31 protein-coding genes are annotated in these 23,650 nt (G+C 60.9%); 19 read left to right on the top strand and 12 right to left on the bottom strand.

The genetic code is table 11. From position 1 onward, the window contains the following. From BRA49_RS05045 to BRA49_RS05060, 4 genes are all read left to right on the top strand, one after another. On the top strand, window positions 1-269 hold a 269-nt coding region (locus BRA49_RS05045; protein ID WP_292384062.1), incomplete at its 5' end, for a type II toxin-antitoxin system HicB family antitoxin. Window positions 270-624: 355 nt separating this feature from the next. Next, window positions 625-858 carry a hypothetical protein gene (locus BRA49_RS05050; RefSeq protein WP_292384064.1) on the top strand — a complete coding sequence of 78 codons (234 nt, stop codon included), beginning with the start codon at window positions 625-627 and terminating at the stop codon, window positions 856-858. 95 nt (window positions 859-953) lie between these two features. After that, the gene (locus BRA49_RS05055; protein ID WP_214076876.1) at window positions 954-1,286 is read left to right on the top strand and encodes a hypothetical protein; all 333 of its coding nucleotides are present in this window, start codon (window positions 954-956) and stop codon (window positions 1,284-1,286) included. Then, window positions 1,283-1,672 (top strand): type II toxin-antitoxin system VapC family toxin, encoded by a 390-nt coding sequence (locus BRA49_RS05060; RefSeq protein WP_214076875.1) that lies wholly within the window; start codon window positions 1,283-1,285, stop codon window positions 1,670-1,672. Before BRA49_RS05055 ends, BRA49_RS05060 begins: the two co-directional genes overlap by 4 nt. On the opposite strand, the gene BRA49_RS05065 is transcribed toward BRA49_RS05060, so the two are convergent. Next, window positions 1,585-2,217: a reverse transcriptase N-terminal domain-containing protein gene (locus BRA49_RS05065; protein WP_349680900.1), complete on the bottom strand. Its 633-nt coding sequence runs from the start codon at window positions 2,215-2,217 to the stop codon at window positions 1,585-1,587. The genes BRA49_RS05060 and BRA49_RS05065 overlap by 88 nt on opposite strands. Here BRA49_RS05065 and BRA49_RS05070 point away from each other — a divergent pair. Beyond that, the gene (locus tag BRA49_RS05070) at window positions 2,131-3,759 is read left to right on the top strand and encodes an IS1096 element passenger TnpR family protein (RefSeq protein WP_214076874.1); all 1,629 of its coding nucleotides are present in this window, start codon (window positions 2,131-2,133) and stop codon (window positions 3,757-3,759) included. The two genes, BRA49_RS05065 and BRA49_RS05070, sit on opposite strands and share 87 nt — an antisense overlap. A gap of 146 nt (window positions 3,760-3,905) precedes the next feature. Here BRA49_RS05070 and BRA49_RS05075 read toward each other — a convergent pair whose 3' ends face one another. After that, the gene (locus BRA49_RS05075) at window positions 3,906-4,454 is read right to left on the bottom strand and encodes a hypothetical protein (protein ID WP_214076873.1); all 549 of its coding nucleotides are present in this window, start codon (window positions 4,452-4,454) and stop codon (window positions 3,906-3,908) included. A gap of 131 nt (window positions 4,455-4,585) precedes the next feature. Here BRA49_RS05075 and BRA49_RS05080 point away from each other — a divergent pair, with 131 nt between their 5' ends. After that, window positions 4,586-5,551 (top strand): hypothetical protein, encoded by a 966-nt coding sequence (locus BRA49_RS05080; protein WP_292384069.1) that lies wholly within the window; start codon window positions 4,586-4,588, stop codon window positions 5,549-5,551. Window positions 5,552-5,772: 221 nt separating this feature from the next. On the opposite strand, the gene BRA49_RS05085 is transcribed toward BRA49_RS05080, so the two are convergent. The 4 genes from BRA49_RS05085 to BRA49_RS05100 all read right to left on the bottom strand — a co-directional run bounded on the left by BRA49_RS05085 (window position 5,773) and on the right by BRA49_RS05100 (window position 9,011). Next, window positions 5,773-6,684 (bottom strand): hypothetical protein, encoded by a 912-nt coding sequence (locus tag BRA49_RS05085; RefSeq protein WP_214076871.1) that lies wholly within the window; start codon window positions 6,682-6,684, stop codon window positions 5,773-5,775. Between the two features lie 98 nt (window positions 6,685-6,782). Continuing rightward, window positions 6,783-8,216 (bottom strand): ATP-binding protein, encoded by a 1,434-nt coding sequence (locus tag BRA49_RS05090; RefSeq protein WP_292384071.1) that lies wholly within the window; start codon window positions 8,214-8,216, stop codon window positions 6,783-6,785. Between the two features lie 29 nt (window positions 8,217-8,245). After that, window positions 8,246-8,542, bottom strand: a complete 297-nt coding sequence (locus BRA49_RS05095) for a glucose-6-phosphate isomerase family protein (RefSeq protein ID WP_292384074.1) — start codon at window positions 8,540-8,542, stop codon at window positions 8,246-8,248. A gap of 262 nt (window positions 8,543-8,804) precedes the next feature. Further along, window positions 8,805-9,011 carry a hypothetical protein gene (locus BRA49_RS05100; RefSeq protein WP_292384075.1) on the bottom strand — a complete coding sequence of 69 codons (207 nt, stop codon included), beginning with the start codon at window positions 9,009-9,011 and terminating at the stop codon, window positions 8,805-8,807. Window positions 9,012-9,333: 322 nt separating this feature from the next. Between BRA49_RS05100 and BRA49_RS05105 the strand changes: the two genes are divergently transcribed. Further along, window positions 9,334-9,627: a type II toxin-antitoxin system mRNA interferase toxin, RelE/StbE family gene (locus BRA49_RS05105; RefSeq protein ID WP_292384076.1), complete on the top strand. Its 294-nt coding sequence runs from the start codon at window positions 9,334-9,336 to the stop codon at window positions 9,625-9,627. On the opposite strand, the gene BRA49_RS05110 is transcribed toward BRA49_RS05105, so the two are convergent. Beyond that, window positions 9,614-9,832, bottom strand: a complete 219-nt coding sequence (locus BRA49_RS05110; protein ID WP_082070489.1) for a hypothetical protein — start codon at window positions 9,830-9,832, stop codon at window positions 9,614-9,616. The two genes, BRA49_RS05105 and BRA49_RS05110, sit on opposite strands and share 14 nt — an antisense overlap. Before the next feature lie 451 nt (window positions 9,833-10,283). Between BRA49_RS05110 and BRA49_RS05115 the strand changes: the two genes are divergently transcribed. The 7 genes from BRA49_RS05115 (at window position 10,284) to ablB (ending at window position 16,107) form a co-directional block, all read left to right on the top strand. After that, window positions 10,284-11,441: an RNA-guided endonuclease InsQ/TnpB family protein gene (locus tag BRA49_RS05115; RefSeq protein ID WP_292384079.1), complete on the top strand. Its 1,158-nt coding sequence runs from the start codon at window positions 10,284-10,286 to the stop codon at window positions 11,439-11,441. A gap of 133 nt (window positions 11,442-11,574) precedes the next feature. Beyond that, on the top strand, window positions 11,575-11,853 hold the full coding sequence (locus BRA49_RS05120; RefSeq protein ID WP_292384080.1) for a hypothetical protein: 279 nt from the start codon (window positions 11,575-11,577) through the stop codon (window positions 11,851-11,853). 20 nt (window positions 11,854-11,873) lie between these two features. After that, the gene (locus tag BRA49_RS05125) at window positions 11,874-12,323 is read left to right on the top strand and encodes a nucleotidyltransferase domain-containing protein (RefSeq protein ID WP_292384082.1); all 450 of its coding nucleotides are present in this window, start codon (window positions 11,874-11,876) and stop codon (window positions 12,321-12,323) included. A gap of 2 nt (window positions 12,324-12,325) precedes the next feature. Further along, a complete protein-coding gene (gene hepT, locus BRA49_RS05130) occupies window positions 12,326-12,760 on the top strand; it encodes a type VII toxin-antitoxin system HepT family RNase toxin (protein ID WP_292384084.1) in 435 nt (144 codons plus the stop codon). A 123-nt stretch (window positions 12,761-12,883) separates the two neighbouring features. Further along, window positions 12,884-13,444: an acylphosphatase gene (locus BRA49_RS05135; protein ID WP_292384086.1), complete on the top strand. Its 561-nt coding sequence runs from the start codon at window positions 12,884-12,886 to the stop codon at window positions 13,442-13,444. A 523-nt stretch (window positions 13,445-13,967) separates the two neighbouring features. After that, a complete protein-coding gene (gene ablA / locus BRA49_RS05140) occupies window positions 13,968-15,281 on the top strand; it encodes a lysine 2,3-aminomutase (protein WP_292384087.1) in 1,314 nt (437 codons plus the stop codon). Next, the gene (gene ablB, locus BRA49_RS05145) at window positions 15,271-16,107 is read left to right on the top strand and encodes a putative beta-lysine N-acetyltransferase (protein WP_292384089.1); all 837 of its coding nucleotides are present in this window, start codon (window positions 15,271-15,273) and stop codon (window positions 16,105-16,107) included. The genes ablA and ablB overlap by 11 nt, the downstream gene beginning before the upstream one ends. A gap of 548 nt (window positions 16,108-16,655) precedes the next feature. Here ablB and BRA49_RS05150 read toward each other — a convergent pair. From BRA49_RS05150 to BRA49_RS05170, 5 genes are all read right to left on the bottom strand, one after another. Further along, window positions 16,656-16,874 (bottom strand): hypothetical protein, encoded by a 219-nt coding sequence (locus BRA49_RS05150; protein ID WP_292384091.1) that lies wholly within the window; start codon window positions 16,872-16,874, stop codon window positions 16,656-16,658. Between the two features lie 122 nt (window positions 16,875-16,996). Continuing rightward, window positions 16,997-17,320, bottom strand: coding sequence for a nucleotidyltransferase domain-containing protein (locus BRA49_RS05155; RefSeq protein WP_292384093.1), 324 nt, complete (start codon window positions 17,318-17,320; stop codon window positions 16,997-16,999). Then, window positions 17,296-17,709: a type VII toxin-antitoxin system HepT family RNase toxin gene (gene hepT, locus BRA49_RS05160; protein WP_292384095.1), complete on the bottom strand. Its 414-nt coding sequence runs from the start codon at window positions 17,707-17,709 to the stop codon at window positions 17,296-17,298. The genes BRA49_RS05155 and hepT (BRA49_RS05160) overlap by 25 nt, the downstream gene beginning before the upstream one ends. Next, window positions 17,634-18,734 carry an RNA-guided endonuclease InsQ/TnpB family protein gene (locus tag BRA49_RS05165; protein WP_292384173.1) on the bottom strand — a complete coding sequence of 367 codons (1,101 nt, stop codon included), beginning with the start codon at window positions 18,732-18,734 and terminating at the stop codon, window positions 17,634-17,636. The genes hepT (BRA49_RS05160) and BRA49_RS05165 overlap by 76 nt, the downstream gene beginning before the upstream one ends. 46 nt (window positions 18,735-18,780) lie before the next feature. After that, a complete protein-coding gene (locus BRA49_RS05170; RefSeq protein ID WP_292384097.1) occupies window positions 18,781-18,957 on the bottom strand; it encodes a hypothetical protein in 177 nt (58 codons plus the stop codon). Between the two features lie 273 nt (window positions 18,958-19,230). Between BRA49_RS05170 and BRA49_RS05175 the strand changes: the two genes are divergently transcribed. The 5 genes from BRA49_RS05175 to argB are packed head-to-tail and all read left to right on the top strand — an operon-like array spanning window position 19,231 to window position 23,644. Continuing rightward, window positions 19,231-20,136, top strand: a complete 906-nt coding sequence (locus tag BRA49_RS05175) for an ADP-ribosylglycohydrolase family protein (protein WP_292384099.1) — start codon at window positions 19,231-19,233, stop codon at window positions 20,134-20,136. Window positions 20,137-20,162: 26 nt separating this feature from the next. Beyond that, on the top strand, window positions 20,163-21,149 hold the full coding sequence (argC, locus tag BRA49_RS05180; protein ID WP_292384100.1) for an N-acetyl-gamma-glutamyl-phosphate reductase: 987 nt from the start codon (window positions 20,163-20,165) through the stop codon (window positions 21,147-21,149). Window positions 21,150-21,159: 10 nt separating this feature from the next. After that, the gene (locus BRA49_RS05185; RefSeq protein ID WP_292384102.1) at window positions 21,160-21,642 is read left to right on the top strand and encodes a CBS domain-containing protein; all 483 of its coding nucleotides are present in this window, start codon (window positions 21,160-21,162) and stop codon (window positions 21,640-21,642) included. Next, window positions 21,639-22,778: a bifunctional glutamate N-acetyltransferase/amino-acid acetyltransferase ArgJ gene (gene argJ, locus BRA49_RS05190; RefSeq protein WP_292384103.1), complete on the top strand. Its 1,140-nt coding sequence runs from the start codon at window positions 21,639-21,641 to the stop codon at window positions 22,776-22,778. Before BRA49_RS05185 ends, argJ begins: the two co-directional genes overlap by 4 nt. Further along, window positions 22,775-23,644 carry an acetylglutamate kinase gene (gene argB / locus BRA49_RS05195; RefSeq protein WP_292384105.1) on the top strand — a complete coding sequence of 290 codons (870 nt, stop codon included), beginning with the start codon at window positions 22,775-22,777 and terminating at the stop codon, window positions 23,642-23,644. Before argJ ends, argB begins: the two co-directional genes overlap by 4 nt. Window positions 23,645-23,650: the final 6 nt, after the last annotated feature.

Raw genomic sequence — 23,650 nt, forward strand, 5'->3', positions numbered from 1 at the left:
GGATGAAGATGCCACATAAATATGCAATCGAGATCTTCTACAGCGATGAGGACGAGGGGTTCATCGCCGTCGTCCCGGAGCTTGCCGGCTGTTCCGCGTTTGGCGAGACGGAAGAGGAGGCTCTCTCTGAAGTGAAGGTGGCTATCGGCCTCTGGCTCGATACCGCCCGGGAGGAGGAGCGGGAGATCCCGGAGCCGAGCGGCCGGGAGCAGCTGCGGGAGATCCTTGCGGGCAAGGGCGTTGCGTGCGAACCACGGGAAATAGCGTAGACCTTGTAGAGGCTTCCACCCTCGGTTTCTCACACGCTCAACGTTGAATCTTTTCCACAGTGAGAATAGGTGACTGCTCCCCCGACTTCAGTCGGGGGCATCCAGGGTATTTCAACCCAGAGATTGCAGTCTCATAACATTGATCGCCGCATTCTGGTAACCTGTTATGAGGACCGTTTCCATGGCCTACACCTATGTTGTGGCCTTTTTCCGTCTTATCCCCGATAAAGTCATGCTAATCCCCTCCCCCGTCCACCCTGTAGTTATCTGTCATATTCCCGGGAAGAGTTGCACTGCAAGTGCAACTGCCTCAGATCTCCGATCTGGGGCATCTGGCAGGCAAGGAGTAAGACCCATGGCAGACTTCGTACAGAAGACCGTCAACAAGACGGCGGTCCGGGACCTCGCCGTCCCGATCGCCGACGTAACGTCGTTGAACACCCTCATCGAGAGCGTCATCGCCGACAACCCCTTCGGGTGCGTCGGGTATACCGGTGCCGACGGGCAGCCGGTCGCGGCAGTCATCCGGAACCGCGAGCACTACACCGCGAAGGTGGACTTCATCGACGCCGTCATCGCGCTGGAGTGAGAGGAGGTCTTTTGCCCCCACTCTCTTCCCCGCGCCGGGAGCCTGGCAACCGGGGCGTCTCCCCTACCTGTGGGGGACGTTTTGTCTTCCGGGCGGTGGTGGATGTTCCTGGAGAGGAGGAGATCCGGAGAGTACCCTCGCCGGCGAAGAAGGGATCGGAGCGGGAAAAGTATCATCTGCCGGGAGCACTCATATCTCCATATTCTGGAGTGTGCGGCATGGGAGTGCAATACATCTGTGATGCAGAAGGAAGAAAGACTGGCGTTATCGTGCCCATCGACCTCTGGGACAGCCTGAATGCCGAAAAACCTGCCGGTGAACGGGTTGGGGTTCCGGATCCCGGAAAATATCGGGGCATATACAGAAACTTAAACGTCGATCTAAAGGCCGAGATCCGGAACCTGCGGGATGAATGGAACCGGATATGAGTCGGTACCTGCTCGATACGAACATCCTCATCTACTACCTTGCAGATGCCGTTCCGCCGGCGAGAGTAAATGAGATCGAAGAGATGCTCACCTCTTCATTTCGTGTTTCAATCATCACAAAGATCGAATTTCTCGGGTGGAAGAAGCATACTCCGGAAGGGTATGCGATAGCCGAGGACTTTATCCGTTCTGCGGAAGTATACCCTCTGATCGATACAATTGCGGACCGCGCTATCCACCTGCGTCGAACTTGCGGGATGAAGCTCCCCGACGCGGTCATTGCAGCCACCGCTCTGGCTCACGAATGTGTACTGGTCACCCGAAATGAACGTGATTTTTCCGGGATCTGCACGCTTGAGGTCGTAAACCCGATCGACGGCGGGTAGATGCGGCGCAGTGGTTTCGCGTGGTACTGGCGGTCAGTGAGACTCAGGGCTGCTCGCATCTTGTCCGATGCAGATGTCCAGAGCACCCCATCAACACCAGGAGTTCGCTTGCCTTTGTTTTGTGTGACGATCCGCACCGCGAGGAGTTTCGCGGAGTAGGTATGCGTCAGCAGATACCTGAGACGTTTGACCATATTCCATTTTCCTTCGTGCGTTGCCTTTGCAATCCGGGTTTGTAGCCCGTTAACAATGGATTCACGATCCCCGCCGAGATCGTCGTGAGACGGAGTGAGGGGGCGACTTTCTTTCGTTTCGGCATACAGAGCGGCAATATGTTTCCGGTGTGATCGTCGAAGCAGATCATATGTAGTCACAGGTGAAACATCCTCTGGATGGCACCACGGAACGTACCCGGGACCTGCATGCTCTGCAGGGAACCGGTGAGCAGGAGGGGGGCTTTGCGGCACGTCGAGGGCTGCCTCCGGTCGTCGGGCTGGCCTGCAGGGGAAAAGCCGTCGCTCATCATCACGATACAGGGGCGGCACGACAGATCCTACTGGCTGGTGGTTCTTGCGCGGCCCGACGCCACGCTCGAAGACCTCGACTCCCTGATCCGCGACGTATGGGTGGAATGCTGCGGGCACATGAGCGCGTTCTCCATCGGCAAAGAGAGTTACCTGAGCGGCGAGGACGAGCCGGGAACGAGCATGGCAATCCCCCTCTCCGGGTTGGTCCCGCCGGGAAGCACGTTCTCCTACGAATACGACTTCGGCTCCACGACGGAGCTGGACCTGAAGGTGATCGGTGCAATACCCATAATGCCTCCGGAGAAACCGATCTGCCTGATCGCGAGGAACAACCCCCCGCCGTTCCCCTGCGACGCCTGTGGGAATCAGGCGGAATTCAGCCTGTTTGACGATGAAGACGGTACCCTCCGTTTCTTCTGCCGCGAATGCCTCGTCTCGGCCGAACCCGATCCGGAGTGCACGGAGATCATCGAGAACTCCCCGAGAACCGGTATCTGCGGCTACGTTGAGGACCCTGATGCCGCGGTGTACTGGTATCCGCCGGGATGGAACGCGGAGGATCTCGCATCCCCGGAACTCGAAGAGATCCTGAAGAAACTCCCGGAGTTCGATCCGGACGACTGCATATATACTTTCGAAGACCCGCCCGGGGACGCAGAGGTGCAGGCCATGATGGATGCCGTCTGTGCGGATATCGGCCCGGAGATTGAGGCGTTCATCGCCGATGAGCGGGCCGCGCACGGGGAGTTCTACGGTGCGCTGGCGGGAGAGACCGTTATGGAGTTCTGCGTCTTCACGTACGGCCTTCGCGGAAAGACTATCCGGGAGTGGGATGCCCGGCTCGTACGCACGTGCCTGATCGAAGAGATGGCGCAGAACCCGATCTTCCCCGAGGAGTGGCTTGAGAACGCCGTCCCGATCCTCTGCCGGTTCCTCTCCTCCATGGAGGCGGCCGGCAGGCTGCAGAATGCCGCGGAACTGATCGCAGTACTCAAAGAGGCGGAACCCGCCTTCCGGGCCGCGGCCACGAGCCCGGAGAAGTATCGCGACCTTTCCGGTCGTATCTTCCAGCGGGCGCTCGACGCAGGGGTCGACCCGGAGGATGAGCGTGCCCTGATGAACTTCGTCCAGCGCGAAGTCGTAGTAATGGCCGGGATGGACCCGGACGATGCGGATCTCATCGAAAAAATCGAATATCTATTTAAGGACGACGGAATCGCCCCGAATTCCGGGGATCTGCGGGTCTCCGCGATCCTCTTCAGGTGCGAGGAATTCTGTGCCCGGCTTGAAGACGGCACGATCCCGGGACGTTGCGGGGCCATCGTCGGCGACCTGGCCGCCCACCCGGCAGCACCGCTCTCGCGGGGGGACGAAGACCTCTGGAGTGCGGCCGTCGTCTATGCAGCATGCCGGGACGTGGGCCTGATCCGGCCGGGAAAGGGGGGGACCCCGTTGGCCCGGGAGATCGGTTCCTTCTTCGATCTCGAACCGTCATCGGTTCGGAACAAGGTGGCCGCGCTCAAAAAATATCTCACGGGTACGCCGGGAGCGGAAGACTGAGCCGTGCCGGGAGCACACGCGCAGGCGGGATGCGAACCGGCGTACGATTCCGGTTCCCGTCGATGGCAACCCCTTCGGGTGCGCCGGCGCTGTTGGAGGGCCGTCCCCGCGCGATTTTTGTCTGCATGATCCCGGGCGAGGGCCGGTTACAAAAATCCTTTCTCATCGAGGAGCCGGGCGATCAGCCGCACCTGTCCGGGATCGCCGACGGCCGTCTCCCATTCTTCCCGGATGGAGGAGAATGCATCGTCGCAGTAGTCGGGCGCTTCGTCGAGGAGCGCGGAACCCGAATCCTGCTCGAACCGTCGGATCCCGAGGAGAATGCCCGCGCAGAAGAGGCGCGACTCGTCGGCCATGCCGCGCCGGAGGTAGGCTGCCATCTCCTCCTTATAGGGCGCAACAATCTCGTCCATCATCTCCCATGCCCGCTCGGACGGATAGAGGTAGCCGCCGTCGTGGGTTCTGCCCGAAGTTTTCCAGACGTCCTCGATCTCGATGCCGGCGAGGTCGCCCGCGAGCGAGTCGGCGATCTCCTCGCTGCCGACGATCCGGAGGACGTCACGGGCAACGCCTTCCGCCCGTGACGCGAGGGTAGGGTCGTCGCGGATGAACTGTGCGAGGACATCCTGCGCCTGTTCGGCGCTGAGTGAGTCGAGGAGGGGAGTCACGGATGCGGTTTTCTTTCGTTTCGGCATACAGATCGGTACCCGCGGAGGACAGATAGCATTGCCGGAGCCGAAGCGGCGGGAGGGACGTGAGGTTTGCAACGCAACGAGCTTTCACCGGGACGGGCTGTTCCGGGGAGAGCGGCACCTGCAGTCTTATAATGACTGATGAGCAAGGGGTAAGCATGGTGCTCGAAGAGACGCTGGTGGTGTACGATCCGGACGAAGCCAGGAGGATTGCTGGCGAGCTCCGGAAAAAGGGGATACCGGTCCGCATCGTGCGCAAGGACATCCTGGTACGGTCGATCGACGTTATCGGCAGGATCCGGGACCTCAAAGCCGCAATCGAGGAGGGGATCGCGCAGATTGGGGAGGACGACGATGCCAGGCCGCGGCTCAAGAGAACTCTCGCCTCACTGGGAGAGGACGAAGAGGAGATTGCAACCTTCCTGCAGCAGCATCCTCCCGGCAAAGCAGTCACCCCGGTTATGCCGAAGAAAAACCTGCTCGAACTCTATCAAGCGTTCCGGACGGAGGGAGCCGGTGAGGAAGAGGTGAGTGGCGAGATCGCGAAGATCCTCAAGAGCCGCAGGATCTTCGCGCTTCTCGAACGAAACGGGCTGATCGAATGGACCAAAGACGAAGAAGCAATCCTGCACGGGCATGCCGATCCTGCAGATCTGGTTACCGCGCTTTCCGGGGAGATTATCGAAGAAATCGGACTCGAAACCCTGAAAAGACATGCCGTCAAGACCAGCATGACGATCATCTCCGAGCCTGATTACCGCCTGGAATTCAACCCGGAGGCGATCAGTATGATACAGATCGCGGATCTGGATGAACTCGTCAACGAGATGGAGATCGATCTCGACGCATATGATCTGTTCCGGGACAGCGTCTATGCAAAAAGAACGGTCGCCTCCAGGGTAATAGGTATTTTCGAAGGACGCGGAACAGTTCCGGCCGAGGAGATCTTTGCTGTCCTGCAGAGCGACGTCTTTGAAATACCGGGCAAGATCGAAGAAATCACCCTGGATCTCGACCTCGACTTCGTGAAAGGGCTGCTCGACGATATGCGGAGGATCGGGGTGATCCGCAGAAAAGGGGCGGGATACCGGTTGGCGTGACGCACCCGGGCACCTACAGGCATCCTTCCGACAGCCAAAACCGCCTCTCTCTCCACAGAATACATCCGAACCCATGCAAAATAAGTATCTACCAGAAGTAAGTCGCTGACATAGGGGTACAGAGTTAGTAGTCACCGGACTGCACCCCGCTCAAACCGTTCCTGCTCCCGCCGCTCCGCGGGGCGTCCTGCGTACCCGCACAACGGCGGGAGAACCTTCGCTCATCGCAACTTCGCCTCCATCTCCGCTATCCATCCCTTGACCCGGTCGATCGTGCTCTGAATGTCGGAAATCCGCTCGTTCTCCTCGTCAATCCATCCTTCTACGCGGTCGCGGTAGGAGTCAGACCATGCCGAGTCTCTCATCTCCTCCAACTTGGAGAGGTTCCTCTGTCTCCGGTCCAGAGCAGACTCGAGGCTATCGAGGCGATCCGTCAGGTTCGCAATGTTTTCTCTCGTCCGCTCCTCCCACGCTTCTTTCTTGGCTATCGCCTCCCGCCTTCTGGCCTGACGGGTCTCCCATGCGGCTTGCTTCTCGGCATGATACCGCTCGATCACCGCGCTCCTTGCACGTTTCCATTCGTCCCACGCTACATTCAGGGCCTCCGATGCTCTCGTCAGGGCTTCAAACGCCTCCTGTTTATCCCTGCCGGACATCCGGCCCTTGTTCCGGGAGAGGTAGGCCCATCCCTCTCCCATGGTCTTGCTGCACGCTATAAGTTCGAACTTCCGGTCGTCGAACGGGCCAAGTATCGCATCGAGGACCTGAGTGATGACGATCGAGAGTCCTCCGGTGATGAGCGCAAGAAACACATCGTCCGACTCCGATGACGGAGTCGCCCTCCGTGCAAGCGAAAGGATTTCCGATAAGTGAGAGTTCGATTCGCTCACTCTTGCTGTAAATTCTTCCTTTGCCCTCTCCTGGGACGCTTTTACCTCTGCAATGATTGTTTGAAAGCGATCCCATGCCGCCTGCCTCTCCCGGACGGTTGGAAACTTCGATCCTTTAAACGCCTGATTGATACTCTTTATCTCATTCCATACCTCTTTCCACGTTCTGTTGCGTCTTTCGGCCTCGCCGATCAAACGCTCCAGTGAGTCCAAGAGCCCTTTAATCTCCGATCCGTCGGTCATGGGTGCGCACTCTCATCTTCACATCAAACGGAAATCAGCGTGTCAGTATCTGGGTGGGAACGCTTCAAGCGAGGCTTGCGGCGAGAGAGACCCCTCTCTCACCCGCCCGCTCCAGCCAGGTACTCCCGCGAAAGCCGGGCGATATCCTCCAGGTCGCAGACCAGGTACCCGTCTTCTCTTAGATCTTCTTTGCCCTCTATGCTCTTTGCTACCAGGGCAAAACGTTCGTTCCTGCTCTCGTTTCGCCATCTCACCATGGAGGCCTTCTCCCGGAGTGCCGCAAGGATACCGCGGGCCTGGCGGCGGTTGAGAACGGACCACTTGCATTCGCAGAAGAGGGCATCCCCGGAGACCTCGTTCAGGCCTACGAGATCGATCTCCGTCTCCTTCTGCCACCATCGCCCCAGCCGCGAGTACGAGGAGCCAAACAGAATCCCCCTGCGAACGAGGTCGAGAGCGAGTTGCTCGAACATCTCTCCGCAATACGGCGCGATCTCTTCCCTGATGGAGGCGAGCACCTCCCCGCTCTGTCCCGTCTCGGTCTCCGCCCTCCGGGGATACACGAAGCGGAACCAGAACCTGAGGTAGGGATCGGTCAGCCGGTAATGCCTTCTCCGGTAGCCGGCATGGGCGGTCACCGGAACCTCATCTCTGATCAGGTGCATACGCGAGAGGACGGCAAGGTACTTGGAGACCAACCCTTTATCAAGCCCGGTCCCCTGGCAGAGGGATGCGCTCGTGGTATACCCCGCGGCGAGAGCGCGGAGAATGGCCATGTAGTTCCCTGCTTCGCGGAACTCATACTGCATCAGGATCTCGGCTTCGGAGTACAGGTATGCACCTTTGCGGAGAATCTGCTCCTCCACGTTCTCCCAGAATGTTCGGTCGGGGCGAAACAGACGGAGATAGGCGGGAACTCCACCGATCGCGCACCATGTCATGACGAGTTCCTCCTCGTCGTAGGGGAGGAACCGGCGAAGGTAGGGGTAGGAGAGAGGCTCGAGCTGCCACTGCCCCGTCCTCCTGCCGTAGAGCGGGCTTGTGTACCCCAGCACCTCGGTCTCCATCGTGCTGACCGATGAACCCGATATCACGAGCATCACCGGCTCCCGGGAGAGCACCGTATCCCACACCTTCTGAAAGACGGAAGGCGTGGCCCGGTCGCGTGCGATGAGGTAGGGGAACTCGTCGATGACGATCACCACTTTCTCCCCCTGGGAAGGGGAAAAATTCCGGTGCCTGACCAGCGCCTTAATGACGGTCTCCCAGTCGGGATACCGACTCCGCTCGAAGTCCGGATCGTTCAGGTACTCCCCTGCGTAGTGGGAGAAATCCTGGACATTCCTTGCCGTCCCTTCTTCTGAGGCCAGGAAGTAAAAGCCCGGGACAGTCTGCAGGAATTGGGCAAGAAGCGTCGTCTTGCCCACGCGCCGCCTCCCATACAGGATCAGGCACTCCGGAACCGGGGAACGATATCGATCGGTGAGGAACTGCAGTTCACTTTCCCGGTCTACAAAAGAATGTTGAATCATAAGTATACTACTTTATAGTCAACAACAACTTAAGATAATCGGTAAGCGCCGGTAGCCGGACCGGAGATGGCCGCTGCGCAGACGGGCACCCCCTTTCCGGGTTGATGGTCGTAGCCGGGCAGGATGAGGACGAACTCCCCCGCTTTCGCGGCGACGATATCGGCGAGGTCGCTCCGCTGGAGGAGGGAGAGCACCTCCCCGGCGAGCACCTGGTAGTAGAACTCGGGGTAGCCGATGCCCGAGGGGCTGAGCGGGTGGTAGTGCCCCCTGGTCCTGACGTACTCCCCGGAAGAATGACGGTGATCTCGAACCGAGGTTCTGCTCACGAAGATACGCGCGATCCCCGGCAGTGAGGGCGAGGTCGCGGTACATGTAGTATAGGGGCATGCTCCCGGACTGGTCTGGGTCGGCGAGCACGCATCGCATATCGTCGAGGGTCCGGACGGAGGGTTCAGGGAGGGGGCCGGGCCAGTAACTGTTCATTAATTCATGTTCTGCTGTAACTGGTGATAATTTACGCGATGCGATCCTAACACCGTCATCACGAGGGGGGGCTTCAATGAAAATGGGAACTCTGAAGTAGGCCTGTTACCGGTGGAGCGGGCTTTTACGGTTCTGGAGGCGAAGTGCTGGAACTTCTAGGGAGATGCTCCCCTCGACAAACGTCACCCGGGGGTGGTCGAGGCGGTGCTCGATGTTTTCCTGCCGCCCGGTGGCGAGGTTGTCGATGATCACGACGTCGTGGTGCTGTGCCAGATGCGATGTTCCGCAGGAACGGAGCAGGAGCACCGTCAAGGTGCGACTGTGTCTGCAAGATTGGAGCCGATGAAGCCGGCCCCGCCGGTGACGGTGGAGCGCATGAAGAGGGTATGGCGGTGGGGTGGTTTAGGGCTTTCTGAATGGTGCCAGCGAGACAGTCCGTTCAGCCCTCGGATGTGCCATGGCGCTCGATAATGAGTGGGGTTCCAGGTTGTCTTTCCCGCTTGCCTGGCTTGCGTCTGAATCGTCATCGCGGGATTCCAAGAACGTTTTTCCGAATACAAAACCGACGGTATTCTATGGGAGACACGGGATACGGTAGTATACTGGTTACAAAGATTTTCTGGAGAAAAATACTATGACAAGGATTGAGATAAAACGAGATGTGGAGAGGTATCTTGAAAAGAACCTCTCCATTGCGGAGGATATTATTGATAAAATCAAAAAATGTCTTGGCGAATATCTGTTTGTGAATATAAATTCATGCAATAAATACGAGTTAAAAGGGAATTGTAAGGGATTTTGGCGGCTGCATGTTCCCCACGACCATGTTGTGATCTATGTCATTGAAGGGGCCGAGCCGAATAGGTATGCAGCAGTTCTAAAGATCATGACCGAAAAAAAGTATCACAATTGGCTTAAATCTTGTTAGATACCAATCTTTTAGACGCCAATCTTTCTTCAACAACCGATATATCAGATCCCGGCTGGTTCCTTAACCTCTCCAACTCGGCAACTCTCGCACATTTTTTAACGGGCTTTAACTCGCGCTCAAGGGTCTTGCTTATTGATTCTCTCCCTTTTCTACGCGAGAGAATTTCCTGATAAATCGTATCGGATACTTCTATCGTCTGCATACACATGGTGTCTGCCCTTCAAGGGGATATACTTTGTGAGGTAGGCGTGAGACCCTCTCATTCCCATGCACCATTCACTCATCCCGGTGGAATTCAGCCGGAAAATGTCCCTGTAGATTGCGTATACCGGACGATCTCCGGGAGACTGGATTCCTTCTAGGGTGAACTACCCCGCCCCGGAGGGACGTACCCGATCTCCACAGGCGTTGATTACCCTGTTCGGGCCGTTCCGACCCTACAGCAGATTGCGTGTTCCGGTTGCCTGGTTCTCGCAACACAGACACTCTTTATCTCTGCGGGGTTGAAGGGGCAGAGCGGGAAGACCCCCTGCGCAAGCTGGGGGATGGGAGCGGAGCCCCTTCGTCCGGCGCTCCCCCTGCCCCCTCATCCCATATCTCTATGCCAGAGGGCCGCATATCCTGAATGAGAGAACCTGCAGGAGAGTTTTCAGATGCACCTTGCCACGAACGTCAAGATTCAGGTGACGTCTGAACAGGCCGATGTGCTCTGGCACCTCTCTGAAAAGTGTCGGTTACTCTACAACTTCGCTCTTGCCGAACGAAACCAGAACTACCAGGAGAACAAGGATCGGCCCGATAAGCAGTCTATCAGGTACGTCCAGCAGGCCAATGCCCTTCCGGAACTGAAGAAGAAGTACCCCGAGTACCGGTGGGTCTACTCCAAAGTTCTGCAGACCACCCTCAAATCGCTGGACGACAACTTCAAGTCGTTCTTCGCGCTCCGACAGAACGGGGATGAGGATGCCAACCCCCCGGGGTTCAAGGGCAAAGACCACTTCTGCACGCTGCGCTACAACCAGAGCGGGTTTGCGATCGCCGGGGGCCGGATCCGGTTCTCGCACTTCTACAACGAGGTTCCGCTGGAGTTCGATCTGCCCGAAGGGCAGGCGTTCGTCAACGTCAAGCAGGTGGATCTCTTCTACGACGATCTGCAGGAAGCGTACTACATCTCCATCGTCCACGAGGTTCAGCCGGATCAGAGGTATGCTGACAACGGTCTCTACCAGGCCTGGGATCTTGGGGTCACGAAGCATGTCGCGGTCAACACCTCCGGCAAGTTTCTGGAAGTCAGGAATGCCCGGCCCGACAGGTACTGGAACCCAAAGATCGATGCCGTGCAGTCGCGGCGGGACCACTGCAAGAAGAAGAGCCGGAAGTGGAAGAGACTCAACCGTGCCAAGCGGACGATGGAGCGGAAGCGGAGCAACCAGCTCAGAGACTTCCAGCACAAACTGAGCAGGAAACTCATCGAGAACACCCGGGCCGCCACAATCCTGGTCGGTGACCTCTCCGTCAAGCAGATGCCGAAGTCGAAGCAGGCTACGCCCGGGCTCAACCGCGCCACCCAGAACGCCGGACACCTCTCACGGTTCATCGGATTGTTGACCTACAAGGCAGCCCTTGCAGGTAAGAGAGTAATAACAGTCGATGAACGGTACACGACGAAGACCTGCTGTGTCTGCGGAGCGGTTCACGATATGCCGCTCGGGAAACGAGTTATGAACTGTGAATGTGGGAACTGCATGGATCGCGACCAAAACAGTGCGGTCAATATCATGGTGCGGTTCCTATCACAAGATGCCCTGTAGACGGGCTACCGGCAGTTCGCCGGTAATCTGCGACAAACAGGCCCGAGGATCCCCGTGGTCCCCGGACACTCGCAGGAAGCCCCCTGCGCAAGCGGGGGGTAGTTCACCAATCCCCTCTTCTCCAGTCTCTCCTATGAAACGTCTCCTCCGCGTCGAGCAGACCCTTTTCAGAGATCCTGATGTCTTTGACTTCGCCTCCATGCCCGACCACCTCCACCACCGCGACGCCCAGGTCAAGGAACTCGCCTTCCTCCTCCGGGGCGCCGTCCTCCGCGGCCCGCCGGGGGCCGGGAAGACCACCACCGTCCGCCGGGTCTTTTCCGCGTTCAGGGAGGAGACCCGGCAGGTCGTCCCGGTCTACGTCAACTGCCGGCCCCTCTCCTGCGACGGGAAGGGGGGGATCTGCCGGTAAGCGGGAAAGAATGATATGCGATGCGGAAGAGATACAACGATATGAGACGACGCCACCTGCTGGATGCGGAGGAGAGAGAAGCAGTTCTCCGCACCATCCGCACGGTCCTCGCCGGATTTGACGAGATCGAGGTGGGATATGTTTTCGGAACGTTCTCGCAGGGGGATTTCGGCGACGTGGACGTGGCAATCCTCGTCACCGGCGAGCCCACCCCCTACCAGGCGATGCGGTTGGCGCGGAAGATCGAGCGAGAACTTGAGCGAGGGTTCTGTTACCGTTTTGAGGCCGACGTGAAGATCCTCAACACCGTCCCGGTCTCGTTCCAGTACGAAGTCATCAAGAGCGGCCGACCCGTATTCCTGCGCGACAGAGAGCGGAGGATCCGGTACGAGGCGGGCGTGCTCTCCCTGTACCTCGACTATGCAGACACGCTCGACTGGTTCGACCGGGTTCTGCTCACGAGGGCCTGAAAATGGTCAGGGACGAAGGGGTCCTCGCTCACCTCCGGGAACTGGACGAGGCAGCTCGAGACTGGGAACGCTACCGGTCCATCACCCTCGAAGACCTGAGGGCCGATCGCGATAAGAGGAATATGGTGTTGCATGCGCTCCTCGTCAGCATCCAGGCATCGATCGATGTCGCGAACCACCTGGTCGCGGCCTCCAGCTCCCGGCGGCCCGAAACCTACCGGGAGAGTTTCATGATCCTCTGTGATGAGGGGGTGATCCCGGAAGATCTCGGGGTCCGGCTCTCCGACCTCGCGGGCTTTCGGAATGTTCTGGTCCACCTCTACTGCCGGCTGGACCTGGACGAGGTCTATGGAGTGCTCCAGGACGACCTTTTAGTCGTGAACCGGTACCGGGATCTGGTTCGGGCGATGCTCCGGGACCGCCTCCTCCCGGAGTGACTGTACGTCATACATGTCCTTCCGCTGCCGCTCTTCGGGTCCCGGCAGGATCGGGGAGGACTTCGCCGGGCAAAATGCAGGTCCGGAGAAACTATTTATGCCCGCCATACAGAGTGAAATTGAATGAAACGCTTTGTGGCCACTGCACGGGGGCGTGTCCAGCGGGTCGGCTATCGGGAGTACGTGTACAACGAGACGTTCGAACGGAATATCTCGGGGTACGTGAAGAACCTCGATACCGGGGAGGTCGAGATCGTTGCAGAGGGGAACGAGAAGGATCTCCGGGATTTCATCAACGAGATCAATATCATACGAAGACCCATTGCAGTCAGATCGTTCACTGTCAGATGGGAAGAAGCAACAGGGAAGTACGCCGATTTTGAGATCCTCCGGGGAGACATCCAGGAGGAGACGTTTGAGCGGATGGATTACGCCGGGAATCTACTGCACAGCATGGATACTAAATTTGACCTGATGCTGGACAAACGGGACCAGAACCTCCAGTTGCAGCACACGATGCTGGATAAGCAGGACCAGATGCTCCAGATCGCGCGAGAGACGAAAGAAGAGATAGCGGGACTCAGAAGCGATACCAGGAAGCACCTTGACGACGAATTTGCAGAGATCCGGAAGGAGCTCGTCTCCATCAAGGATGCGCTTGCCCGGGCAGGCATCCAGGTCTGAATAACTCTCCATCCCGCGTCAACTACCCCGGGCCATGCATGTGGCCGTCCCAGGGCACGACTCCTGGCTGACCGGGACAATTGACCGCCGAAGATGCCGCCCGTGCCCGGGAAGGAGTCGCAACTCGCACCTTGCGGTGCTCGAACTCCGTTCGCACCTGATGGTGCTCAAGCTCCGGTCCTTCGGACCATCGCATTCCCGTGGAACGTCGTTCCTGCCGGTGCTCCCGCTCAGGCCCTGCGGCCCATCGCGAGTCGCGACTCGCACCCCCGGTGCTCGAACCCCGTTCGCACCTGATGGTGCTCAAGCTCCGGCCCCGAAAACGCTTCGCGTTTTCTCAAGATCCGGTCCTTCGGACCATCGCAAGTCGCACCTGCCAGTGCTCCCGCTCCCCGGGAGGGCCGGACGCTCCTCCCTTAAATCCCCATTTTACAGCCTCAGTTCCGATTTCCCGGCCTTTTACGGGGAGATCGATCCACTTATATATGGTTGGCGGTACAGTTCTGACCCGGAGGAACTGGAAATGGCCATTTTATCAACCAACCAGCAGGAGATAGCAGAACGGATCGACGCCGGCACCGCCGCCGAAGTCTGGCGGGACTGGCGGTGGCAGGTCCGCCACGCGGTCACCGATATCTCCACGTTCGAGCGGCTGCTCGGCGTCTCGTTCGGCGCGGACGAACGGCGGGCGCTGGAAGAGACCGTGAACCGGTTCCCCCTGCGGATAACCCCCTACTACCTCTCGCTCATCGACGCGGACGACCTCGCAAACGACCCGGTCTTCATGCAGTGCTTCCCATCGCCGGCGGAGCTGCAGGTCGAGGCCGAGGACATGGAGGACCCGCTCGCCGAGGACGCCGACCACCCCGCCCCCTGCATCACCCACCGCTACCCCGACCGGGTGCTCTTTTTAGTCAGCAACGTCTGCGCCATGTACTGCCGGCACTGCACCCGGAAGCGGAAGGTCGGGGACGTCGACTCCGTCCCCTCAGAGGCCGAGATCCTGGCGGGCCTCGACTACATCCGCGAGAACCCCTGCATCCGCGACGTCCTCCTCTCCGGGGGCGACCCGTTCATGCTCCCCGACGACTACCTCGACTGGATCCTGACCGAGCTCGACGCGATCGAGCACGTCGAGGTCGTCCGGATCGGCAGCCGGGTCCCGGTCGTCCTCCCCTACCGGATCACGGAGGATCTTGTGACGATGCTCGCCCGCCACCACCCGATCTGGGTGAACACCCACTTCAACCACCCGGCCGAGATCACCGCCTCGTCGGAGAAGGCCCTCGCCCGGCTCGCCGACGCCGGGATCCCGCTCGGCAACCAGACCGTCCTCCTCGCGGGGGTGAACGACTGCCCCCGGATCATGAAGACCCTGGTCCAGAAACTCGTCAGGAACCGTGTCCGCCCCTACTACCTCTACCAGTGCGACCTCGCCGAGGGGCTCGCCCACTTCCGCACCCCGGTCTCCAAGGGGATCGAGATCATCGAGAACCTTGTCGGCCACACCAGCGGGTTCGCGGTCCCGACCTACGTCATCGACGCCCCCGGCGGCGGGGGGAAGATCCCGGTGATGCCCCAGTACCTCATCTCCTGGTCCACGAACCGGGTGGTGCTCCGGAACTTCGAGGGCGTGATCACCACCTACCGCGAGCCCGACTCCTACGAGCCGGTCTGGTGCGACCGCAAGTGCGCGACCTGCGGGCAGTACCTGAAACTTGAGGGAGCAGATGAGTCCAAGGCGGTCGGGATCGTCAAGCTCCTCTCCGACGAGGACCCGACGACCGCGCTCGTCCCGGAGAACACCGAGCGTTTCGAGCGGAGAAATGACAACTGACACCGTCACGACGATCGGGCGTACCCGCGTCCAGCACGGGAAGGTGAGCGACCGGGTCTACGTGATGCACCTCGCGCCCGCTGACCTCCCCGGCATACTCGACGGCCTTGATGCGCTCGCAGAGGCCGAAGGCTACTCCAAGATCTTCGCGAAGGTCCCCGCCTCCGCCCTCTCCCTCTTTCTCGCCCGCGGCTACGCCGTCGAGGCGCGGGTGCCGGGGTTCTTCCGGGGCAGGGAGGACGGCTGCTTCGTGGCGAAGTTCCTCGACCCGGAGCGCCGGCGGGAGCGGGGCGACCCCGATGCGGTCCTTGCGACCACTAGAAACACCGGCCGGCGCCCCCCGTCCGCGCTGCAGCCGGGCTGGACGTGCACCCTGGCGGCCGAAGACGATGCGGACGACCTCGCCGCGCTCTACGGCGGGGTCTTTGCTACCTACCCGTTCCCCATCGATGACCCCGGCTACCTGCGGGAGACGATGGCCGGGGACTACCGCTACTTCGTCGTCCGCACAGACGACGGCACGATCGCAGCGGCCTCCTCGGCGGAGGTCTACCCCGAGGACGGGAACGTCGAGATGACCGACTTCGCCGTCCACCCGGATTTCCGGGGCAGGAACCTCTCCCTCCTCCTCCTCGCCCGGATGGAAGAGGAGATGCGGGCGGCCGGCCTCAAGACCGCCTTCACCATCGCCCGGGCGCTCTCCTACCCCATTAACGCCACGTTCGCCCGGGCCGGCTACGCCTGGGCCGGGACCCTCGTCAACAACACCAACATCTGCGGCGGGTTCGAGAGCATGAACGTCTGGTACCACTCATTGGGCCGGTGACAGGGCGGACCTCCCGGCGGGGTCGTACTGCCTCAGGTGAAAGAACGGAAGTCGTGCCGGCTTCAGGTCACACACGCTCGTTTGCCGGTTTTCGGAGGTGCAGGTCACCCCGGTCAGGAGAGCAGCGATCTGCATGGATGCATTCTGTTCCATGTGGAACAAATTTGAACCAATGGCTGGAAACGATTCTGTCCTCCAGGGTATGCCGCTTTTGGAGCGGATATCCCCTCGGCGTGCCCGTGGAACAGCACGCTCGCGAGGAAGGCGCATGCTCCGATCCGGAATGGATACACTCACCATGCAGTCGGGTCCCCCCTCTTTCACCTGTTCTGAAACTACCCGTCACCGTGCACCGGTTTAGGACGGTCCCGCCGGGCCCGGTGCATCCGGAGGTACTCGGACCGGGAAAGAGCGAAGTTTTCGGCATTCTCAAAGAACGCGTCGATCAGGTCGACCTCTCTGCGCTCCAGACCTCGTTCGGGACTTCCCTGACCCGGAGGGCATGTCTCCGGACAAAAGCCAGCCGCTCCTGCCGGTTCTTCTCGCGATCAAACCTCAATTCCATACGGCTCCCCCCCGACCTGCAGGCGCTCCATGAACATTCGCAGGAGATCGCCATCGAGCATCTCCCGGAACAACATCCAGAGATAGACCGCATCCTCGATATCCTTGTCGCTCCCGAGATTGAGTTTATAGGGGATCTGCAGCTCGATGGGCGATACGAAGAACCGGATGTCGTCAAACTGTACTCTCTTCGCCCTGGACATCGCATACCGATCGAAGTCGTCTTGCCCGCCATAACGGGATGCCTGCGAACCGGTCAGGAGTGCCCGATGCGCTTCAGAAGGTCCCGGGCGGACGCCTTCTGCTGACGCCGCTTCATATCCGATCAGATCCGGCGTTGCTTGTAGAGCCAGAAGTCAAGGTCGCCGGGGTCCTCCGCGTATACGATGCAGTGCCGCTCGAGTATCCCTCCCCGGAGATACCAGGGGATCTCGTCGTATACGACGATATCGTATCCCTCCGGGGCGAGGAGCATCCTCTCATGCACCGCAGTCCTGTCCGCCCCCTCGTCCAGGATCAGGCAGAGGTCGATATCGGACTTGGGGCCCGCGTAGCCCATGACACGCGAGCCAAAGAGCAGAATGGCCCTGATCGAGGGGAGGACCTCCCGGAAGTGGTCCAGGATCAGGTCCTGTCCGCATCCAGCCATACCAGCACCTCCTCTGAGAACCTGCGCAGGCGAGGCATGAGCCGCTGCAGCGCGGCATACGCGATCTGGTCGTTGACACTGTCATATTCGTGAACCAGACGGTTTCTCAGCCCGTTCGCAGATTTCATATCTCTCCCGGTCTCCGGATCGATGATCCCTTCGGTCACCAGATAGTCGAGATTGGTGTAATCGTCCTGTGCGGAGGAGTAGAGCATCCGGCGGATGAGCGCAGATATATCCGTAACCGCCTCCACGGCCTCTTGAAACTCTTTGTGACTGCTCCCACGACTAAATTCGTGGGCATCTACGGATGTTATCCGAGAGATTGCAGCCCCAATCTCAAGATATTGATCGCCGCGTTCTGGTCCCGATCCAGTTCCAACCCGCAATGCGGGCAGGAGTGAACTCGGTCAGAAAGGTTCTTGACGACGATCAGGCCACATCGGGAGCACATCTGCGAGGTGTTTCTGGGGTTCACCACGATCACCTGCGAGCCAGCATCCTCCGCTTTGCTCGTTGTGATCGTGACAAACTGATTCCAGGCCACATCGGCTATGCTTTTCGCCAGATAGGGGTTCTTTTGCATATCTCTGATATTCAGATCCTCGAACACAATCGTCCCGAACCTGTTCACCACCTTCCGGGAGGTTTGATGAGCAAAATTGAGCCGTCTGTTAGCAATCCGTTCGTGAACGTGCGCGACGATCTTCCGGGCCTTCTTCCGCTCTGGAGTGCCCTTCTCGGCCTTCGAGAGTCTCCTCTGCACCTTGGCAAGAGCCTTATCGTCGGTGCGGAAGAACCGAGGGTTCTCGATCTTCTCCCCATTCGAGAGCGTGGCGAAAGACTCCAACCCGACATCGATCCCTACCGTGGTTTCCTTCTGCGGAGCAGGTGCGGGATCATACTCGACCGAGAAGCAGGCATACCACTTCCCGGTTGCCGACCGCCGGATCGTGAGGGTCTTGATCGTCCCTTTGATCGGGCGGTGAAGGACGACCTTCACATCCCCGATCTTCGAGAGATTGATCCGGTTCCCAACGAACTTGAACCCGCCTTTCTCAGCCTGCGGATACGTAAAACTGTCATACCGCCCCTTCCCTTTGAACCGAGGATAGCCGGGTTTCTCCCCGGCTTTCGCTCGCCGGAAGAAGGCTTTGAGCGCGAGATCCACCCGAACCTGGACGTTCTGGAGGGTCTGAGCATAGACCTCCTTCAGTTCAGGCCGTTCGCGTTTCCACTGAGTCAGGATCTTGTTTGTTTCATACAAGGAAACCGAACGCTGTTCCTGTTCCCAGGCGGTCTTTCGCAATGCGAGCGTGTCGTTGTAAATCCACCGGCAAATCTCAAGTGTCCGCTCTAACTGAGTGACCTGAGATTTCGTCGGATAGATCCGGTAACGATACGTTCTACGGATTGTAACACTCTATTGACTTATGCTTAGATATGGTTGTCGGCGGCATTCATCCCACGACTGAAGTCGTGGGCTCCCTGCCTGTTTGATCGTAGAGTGCCTTGCGCAGGATGCGGTCGCTCACGACAGCATCGGACAGGTGGCGCTCGATAAACTCGATCCGATCGATGAGCACCTCCGTCTTCTGCAATATCCGCTCCCTGATCCGGATATCGTGGGCCTCCATTGGAGATTATTCATCCGTCGCCTCGATAAACCTTCTTGTGAACTACCTCGGGCCTTCCGGGCAGGCATCCAGGTCTGAACAACTCTCCATCCCGCATCAACGACCTCCTCCTTGAGTATCAGGATATCGCGGTCCACGCGGAAGTATGCCGTGGAGATCCGCCCCGGGCCTCCATCGAGGACTTCGCGCCCGAACACGGGAGACCCGGCCGGATCCCTGCTGCCCCCGTATGACAACCCTTAAGAGGAACCTTACGAGAGATACTACTCAACGATGCTCGATCAGTTCAAAGGCTGCCTGCTCGGGGCCGCCATCGGGGATGCGCTCGGCATGGCGCGGGAGAGCACACCGCCCGACTTCCAGCGCCTCCATGAAGGATACCGCCGCGCGTGGCGGGGGCACCCGAACGCGGGACTGAAACCCGGGCAGTTCACCGACGACACCCAGATGATGCTCCTGGTGGCCGGGATGCTCGCCGACGGCAGTTACTCGGAGGGGGAGTATGCCGCCGCCCTCGTCCGGATGTACATGAACGAGGACCTCCGGTTCCCCGATGCCGCCGTGGACGCCGCGTGCCGGCACCTCCTCCTCTCGGGCGAGCGACCGGGCGGCGTCGCCTCCAACACCGCCGGCTGCACCGGCATCGCCGTCCCGTTCGGGCTCGCCTACGGCGACCCGGTCGACGTCACCGAACGGGTGGTCCAGGCCTGCAGCGTCACCCACACCCACCCGGCCGCACACGCGGGAGCCGTCACCGTGGCGATCCTCGTCCACCACGCCGTCCGCGGCCGCCCCGACGCCCTCGATATCGCCGCGAAGGTCGCCGGCCTCGAGGACCTCGCCCTCGGCAGCAAGATCCGCGACGCCGTCCGGCTCGCGAACGAGGGGATCAGCCTCGAGAGTGCGTTATCCGTGATCGGGAGCGGCGTGACCGTCTACCAGACTGTCCCGCTCGCCTTCTTCCTGATCAACCGCATCAAGGAGGCCACCGCCCTCCTCACCACCGCCGCGCACGTCGGGGGGAACACCGACACCATCGCGCTCATCTGCGGCGCCTACACGGGCGCGACCCGCGGGAAGTCCGCCCTCCCGCAGGACCTCCTCGACGGGCTCGAGGGGCGCGACGAGATCGAGGCGACGGCCGCCCGGCTTTACGAGCGCTCTACCACAAAGCCTTAAGATTCTAGAAAAGACACCTCTTTCGTATGGAAATTGCGATCATCGGTGCATCCGGATATACCGGCGGCGAGTTAATGCGGCTTTTGCTGCACCACTCGTCCGCGGATGTCGTCGCGGCGACGTCCCGGAAGCTGGACGGCACCCCCGTCGCCTCGGTCCACCCCCATCTCCGGGGGCTGACCGATCTCGTCTTCCGGAACACCGAGGCCGGCGATATCGATGCCGACTTCGCCTTCCTCGCCGTGCCGCACACGGCGGCGATGAAGGTTGCCGGGACGCTTGCGGAACGGGGGATCAAGACCGTCGACCTCTCGGCCGACTACCGGCTGGCGAAAGACGTCTACGAGAAGACCTACGGCGTGGTCCACGAAGCCTACTTCGAGGCCCCGTACGGCCTCTGCGAGCTCCACCGGGACGAGGTCCGCGGCGCCTCCTTCGTCGCGAACCCCGGTTGCTTCCCGACGGGAGCGACCCTTGCCGCGGCCCCGCTTGCCAAATACGCCCACACCATCATCTACGACTCAAAGACCGGGGTTTCCGGGGCGGGGAACACGCCCTCCGCGACCACCCACTACGGAAACGTCGGCGACACCTTCAGCGCCTACAAGTGGACGAGCCACCGCCACCTTGCCGAGATGAAGCAGGAGGCCGCCCGGCTCGGCTCGACCGCCCGGTGCTACTTCACGCCCCACCTCCTCCCGGTGAACCGCGGGATCCTCACGACGGCCCACATCCTCCTCAACGAGCCGATGGAGCAGGCCGAGGTCGAGGCGCTCTACAAGAAGTTCTATGCAGACGAGTTCTTCGTCCGCTACCAGAAACCCACGCTCGCCGCCGTCCGGGGGACGAACTTCTGCGACGTGGCCGTCGAGAGCGAGGGCGACCGGGTCGTCGCGGTCTCGGCGATCGACAACCTGGTCAAAGGCGCGAGTGGTCAGGCGATCCAGAACATGAACCTGATGTGCGGGTTTGCGGAGAACGACGGTCTCCGCAGCGCCGGGATGCTCCCGTGAGGTGATGGCGATGAAGGTCAGGGAGATCATGACCCCGGACCCCGTGACCGTCCGGGTCGCTTCAACGGTGCGCGAGGCGGCGGGACTGCTCCGGAAGTACCATATCGGCGGGCTCCCCGTGATGGACGGCGACCGGGTGGCGGGAATCGTCACCGAGACCGATATCCTCTCGCTCCTGGATGTCGGCGACCTCTCCGACGACCTCTGGCTCCCCTCGCCGCTCGAGGTGATCGAGGTCCCGGTCCGGGAGTTCATCAACTGGGAGAAGACGAAGCGGGCGCTTGCCGATATCGGGGAGATGGAAGTGCGGCGGGTGATGAGCAGCCCGGTCGTCGCCATCGACGAGGATGCCGATATCGTCGACGCGGCGTCTCAGATGCTCCACGAGGGGATCGCACGCCTCCCGGTGCTCCGCGACGGAAGACTCGTCGGGATCGTCACCCGGGCCGACATCGTCCGGGGTATCGGGGTGTCATCGGGAGAAGAAGCATGAAGAGTATCTGTGGAGTCGAAGGCGTCGGTGCCTGGGGGATCAAGGAAGGAAAGTTCGGGCTCGCCCTGATCCGGGCGAGCGGGACGGCGGCCGGGGTCTTCACGTCGAACAAGGTCCGGGCGGCCCCGGTCGAGGTGATGATGGAACGGATGGAGCGAGGCACTCTTGACGCCGTCGTCGTGAACAGCGGGTGCGCGAACGCCTACACCGGCGAGCGGGGATACCGCGACGCGGTGGAGATGTGCACCATCGCGGCCGGAGCCCTCGGCCTCGACCCGGCGTCGGTCGGTGTCGCGAGCACCGGGGTGATCGGCCGCTACCTCGATCTCCCCCTGATCCGGGACCAGTGCGGGCGGGTCGCCCCGCTGCTTGCCCGGAGCGGTGACGCCGAGGACGCGGCGGCGAAGGCGATCATGACCACCGATACCTTCGCAAAGCACGCCCTCGTCGAGACGGAGTCGTTTACCGTCGGCGGGATCACCAAGGGGAGCGGGATGATCGCCCCCAACATGGGGACGATGCTTGCGTTCCTCTACACCGATGCGGAGGTCGAGGGACCGGTCCTCCAGGAGATCCTCCGGCAGGCAACCCGGCGGTCCTTCAACCGGGTCGTCGTCGACGGGGACACGAGCACGAACGACGTCGCCCTCTGCACCGCGACCGGTGCCGCAGGGAACGTGGATCGGGACGAACTCGCGAAGGCGATCGAGGCTGTCTGCCGCGACCTTGCCGTCCAGATCGCCCGCGACGGCGAAGGCGCGACGAAACTCCTCGCGGTGACCGTCCGCGGCGCTCCCGACGAGGACGCGGCCGCGGAGGTGGCGCGGACGATCGTCGCCTCCCCGCTCGTCAAGACCGCCGTCTACGGCGAAGACCCGAACTGGGGCCGGGTGGTCGCGGCGGCCGGGAGGGCCGGCGTGGCGTTCGACCCCTACGCGGTCTCCCTCCGGGTCGGGGGGACGCCGCTCGTCCTCCGCGGCGAGATCGTCGCCGACCTCGTGCAGGCGAAGGCCGCGATGCGCGGCGATACCGTCGCGTTCGACCTCGACCTTGCCGCGGGCGACGGGAAGGCGACGGCGTGGGGATGCGACCTCACCGAGAAGTACGTAGAGATCAACGGGAAGTACACGACATGAAACGCGAAGACGTGCTGATGGAGGCACTCCCCTACATCCAGAAGTTTTACGGCAAGACGATCGTGATCAAGCTCGGCGGCCACGCGATGGTCGACCAGAACATTCTCGAGACGGTGATCCGCGACGCCGTCCTCCTCCGCTACGTGGGGATGAAGGTCGTCCTGGTCCACGGCGGCGGCCCCGAGATCACCGCGAAGATGCAGGCGCTGGGCAAGGAGCCGAAGTTCGTCGGCGGCCTGCGGATCACGGACGCCGAGACCCTCGAGATCGCCCAGATGGTCCTGGTGGGGAAGATCAACGACGGGATCGTCTCTCTCATCGCCAACTGCGGCACCCGGGCGGTCGGGATCTCCGGCAACGACGGCAACCTCCTCATCGCCCGGAAGATGGAGCCCCAGCGGGTGAAGGTCGGGGAGGTCATGCAGGAGGTGGACCTCGGCCAGGTCGGCGAGATCGAGGAGGTCGACCCCGAGGTGCTCCACTGCCTCCTCGCCCAGAACTACATCCCGGTCGTGGCCCCGATCGCCATCGACCGGCAGGGCCGGAGCCTGAACATCAACGCCGATACGGCGGCGGCCGAGATCGCGATCGCTCTTCGCGCGTTCAAGCTGGTCAACCTCACCGACGTCGACGGCGTGATGGATGCCGGCCGGACGATGGTCTACCACCGGCTCGCGCTCACTGAAGCGGAGGCGATGATCGGCGAGGGGGTCATCGCCGGGGGGATGATCCCGAAACTCGAAGGCTGTATGAAGGCGGTCAGAAACGGTGTTACGAGCGCCCACGTCGTGAACGGCAACAAAGAACACAACCTGCTCCTCGAGCTCTTCACCGACCAGGGTGTCGGGACGATGCTCACCCAATAACCCTTT

The sequence above is a fragment of the Methanoculleus sp. UBA430 genome, assembly GCF_002506585.1.
In the GTDB taxonomy this organism is placed as follows: Archaea; Halobacteriota; Methanomicrobia; order Methanomicrobiales; family Methanoculleaceae; genus Methanoculleus.